Origin of the sequence: Conservatibacter flavescens (assembly GCF_002795425.1) — a bacterium.
Taxonomy (GTDB): domain Bacteria; phylum Pseudomonadota; class Gammaproteobacteria; order Enterobacterales; family Pasteurellaceae; genus Conservatibacter; species Conservatibacter flavescens.
This window is the reverse complement of sequence record NZ_PHHA01000030.1, coordinates 1-3694: the sequence shown is the minus strand read 5'-3', so window position 1 is coordinate 3694 and position 3694 is coordinate 1. Positions and strand designations below refer to the sequence as shown.

Here is a 3694-nt window from a genome sequence, read left to right as displayed (position 1 = left end):
GATATTCCGTAAGGTAAATGCCCCGCTTTTTCCTCATATTTCTTCCATGCAGGATTAAAATAACCACTTGATGATTTCTCCACAGTTTTTCCTAACACACCACCAACTGCAGACACCCCAAAAGAAATCCCGCCTGCTTTTGCAGCCGTTAAAGCATCTTCGCCTTTTCTAAAATAAGCATCACTAAACTCAACCCCACTATTTGTGGTCGCTATTCCCAAGATGCCCATATTTTTAGTCACTACACCAACTGCGGTTGAAATTCTCATAGCAAGTTCATAAATCAAGATTAAATCTAAACCATAAAATTATAGATTTTATTCTTTCTTATTAAATTCCAGCTCATCACATCTATGATCAGGATAAGTATAAATAACCGCCTGCAAACTATCATTATCAGATATTAATTTAATACTTTCTTTATTTTTACAATAAACATCACTCTTATTAGATGCTTTATTATAACCTAAACTAAGAATAACATTTTCATAAAAAAAAAACATGAATATTCTTTTTTATATCTACTCTAACTTTAGAAGAAAAAAATTTATTATCTTTTTGAATAGCAATATCTTCTCCCAAAAAAGAAAATGAGTGATCAAGAAACTCGGATCTATATTTTTTCACAATAAGCATTCGAGCATTCTGCGAAAAAGTAATATATATAAATAAAATCACCCATGCCACAATAAATAATAAATATTTCATTTCGGCAAATCCCAAGTTTTATCTATACTACCATTTCCACTGAATCCAGCTCCTACTCCAATAGATATAATAGTTTTAGGGTTATCTGAAATTGTTTTTGCTCCTCCCACACATAAATAATAACAAACTTTTGCACCATAACCCATTCCTTGTAGAGATGAATTAATCATTGTACCTAAACGCTCTCCGGCCTCATTATAACCAACTTCAGTTATCCAACCTGTTTCTACGGATAAAGACACTCCAGATGAAGCTGGTATATTAATAGGTGAAACACCTCCTGAAACTAATAAGTCCCCAGTTCTTGTATTTAAAATTAATTTACCATTATATTTATATACGCCACCTTCCAAAGCAACATAATGCGGTATAGATACATCTCTACCATATTGTTCCAACTCTTCTTTTATCTCCTCTCCTTTTGCTTTATGTAACAAATTATTGGAATATGATGGGTTATTATAGATACTGTCTAATGCCCAGTTATTCTCCACCGCGCTTTTCGCCGTATCCGCTCCCAATGCTGCATTGGCAAGAGTGGTAACTGTGCTGCTGGTGTCGCCGGTATGGGCGGTTGCGGCAGAGAGTATTCCCCCTGCGATACTGCTTAAGCCGACAATATGTTGCTTCTCTGCCTCCGTCAGTTCGCTGGCGGATTTGCTGTAGAGTTTTTCCGCTAAGATTGGGGCGAGAGCTTCGGCGCTGCCGCCGGCTACGGCGCCCGCTAGGGCATTACCACCGCTTAGGTGGGTTTCAATGGCGCTCCATAAGGTGTGGGCTAAGATATTCGCCTCTGAATTGCCCTCTGTGGCCTGTTTAATGGCGTTGTTAACCAGTGGGGAAGCGCCTTTGGCGGCGATGGACTCGATGCTTTGTCCCGCAAGGGCGCCGGTGAGAACTGCTGTTGCCATATCCAGGTTGCGCTTATATTCGCCACCGGTTTGCCATTTTTTCGCCTCTTCTGTATCGCCTTTTTCTACCGCTTGTTTTGCCCGTTGGCTTGCATAGCTTTGGCTCGCGCTGGCGATTTTACCCACTGAATCACTGAGCTTGCTTTGTTCTGCCAGTGTCTTATGAATGTCTTTTGGCCCATTCAATTGTGGATTGGCTTTCGAGAGGTCTGTATTAATCCCTAAAGCTTGTGCGCTGGTGTGGATAGGTGCGCTGTCTTTGCTTAGGGTGATATTGCCCTCTGTTAGGGTCGCTTTGGTGACACTTTGGGCATGCTCTTGGTTAAGTAGCGGCAAGCCCGGTGAGGCGCCCGTAATGTCTTTGCCGGAATAAGTGTCATTGCCGTAGGCCGCACTGCCTGAAGCAGACATTGCCTGGAAACGGCTTTGGTTGTGGATATCCTTAAAGGTCAGCTGGTTAGTGGCTAACTCGCTGTTATCCGGATTGGTACTGCTAATCGCGCCGCCCTCAAGGTGCACATTTTTTGCCTGAATATGATAGCCGCCCTCTTCAGCAAATAACCCCGACTGATTGCCCACTTGTTCAAAATGGCTGCGGGCTTTGTTGCCACTTGCGCTCAGGCTTAGGTTCCAGGTGAAGTGGTTTGTTCGTAAGGTGTCATTTTCAAAATAAACAAATTGTCTCAGCTTTTCTTCAAAATCTAAACAAAAAACCACCGCACTTCTTTCCAAAGCGCTTTTGGATTTAGCCAATTCCGAAACAACAATAAATTGTTGCTGGGACTGGCTGAATATTAGGCGGTAGGTGTTTTTATTCATTTCCTATATTTTTCAGAGCCATATTTATATAAACAAAACTGAATAATAACTATAGGGATAAACAATATTAATGCTGCTTTGAAAGCCTCATAAAATGCAATATTATCCCAATAAATTGTATTATATTTTATATATATATATCATTGCAAAAATATCTCTACTCAATAATAAACAATATATAGCTATAAAAAAAACTCTTGATAAATAAAAATTATTCAAACTTATAACCCTCTTTCAAATTATTAATTGTGGATTTTATTCTTTCTGAATCACCAAAATATTCCCCTGCATAATTAGAAATAATTGGATTAGCAAATTGATTCATAGATCTAATTCCATAATTTATTTTCGATGCTCCATGTGCGCCCAATGTTCCACTTACAGCCCCCAACGCATTCCAGCCATAGTCTTCATCATTCGTTGTTGATAATGTACTTAACCCTATATTAATACTCACTTGTTGGCTAAGAGACCGATTTCTGGTTAATACCGTCGATAACTCTGCTTGCAATAAGCTATATGGGTCATACGGTTTATCTTGTGACAGCTGATACCCTGTATTCACAATCCCTGTTGCTGCTACATCGGTTAAGAATGGGTATTTTTCTGCGCTTCTAGCAAGTCCTTCTGCTAGGGCTTTCCCTTTCTCTCCTACCACGCCCAACGCGCCTAACTTGGCTGCAGCTTCTGCTGTCGCTTTCACAACACCTACCCCACCAGGGCCAAGCTCTAAACCTGTTTTTAAGGAGGCCGCTTGTTGGCTTTCATAGCGAGAAGCATGATTCAAGATACGAGTTGCGTTATCTATCATTTCTCTGTAATCCGGCCGTAACTCTGCACTAAAGGCCGGTTGATTCAAGCGGTTTATTTGTTCGACAAGCGGTCCATATTCCCTAATCCAAGTGGCTAAATGTTCGTGCTCTGTTGCACTTAATGCCTCACCGCCATTAAATTGCGCTTGATATTTTGCTAATAATCGTTCAGAGTGTTTATCTTTTGCCATTAGACGTACCACTTCTTGTGCTTCATCTTCTGTTAACACTTTTTTCTGTGAAAGACGTTCTAATGTCTGCCATTCCGCTAGACTAAGGAAGTTATTCTCCACCGCCCGTTTCCCAGTCTCCGCACCAGCAACCGCGTTTGTCGTGCTATCTCCAGTGATACCGGCCGCTAAACCACTTGCTAACTGACTGAGGAACACCACGTGTTGTTTCTCACTTTCAGTGAGTGTATCCACTGGCTTATCGTAGAGTTTT

At 40.8% G+C, this 3694-nt stretch carries 4 protein-coding genes; all 4 read right to left on the bottom strand.

Annotated features, from left to right (window positions below; genetic code table 11):
- On the bottom strand, positions 1-269 hold a 269-nt coding region (locus tag CVP05_RS11205; RefSeq protein WP_133118720.1), incomplete at its 3' end, for a hypothetical protein.
- A gap of 48 nt (positions 270-317) precedes the next feature.
- Positions 318-503 carry a hypothetical protein gene (locus tag CVP05_RS12670; protein WP_100289656.1) on the bottom strand — a complete coding sequence of 62 codons (186 nt, stop codon included), beginning with the start codon at positions 501-503 and terminating at the stop codon, positions 318-320.
- Between the two features lie 201 nt (positions 504-704).
- Entirely contained in the window at positions 705-2438 is a 1734-nt protein-coding gene (locus CVP05_RS11190; protein ID WP_100289657.1) for an ESPR-type extended signal peptide-containing protein, read from the bottom strand.
- A 211-nt stretch (positions 2439-2649) separates the two neighbouring features.
- Positions 2650-3694, bottom strand: a 1045-nt coding sequence (locus CVP05_RS11185; protein WP_165773156.1) for a VENN motif pre-toxin domain-containing protein, incomplete at its 5' end; no start/stop codon positions are given.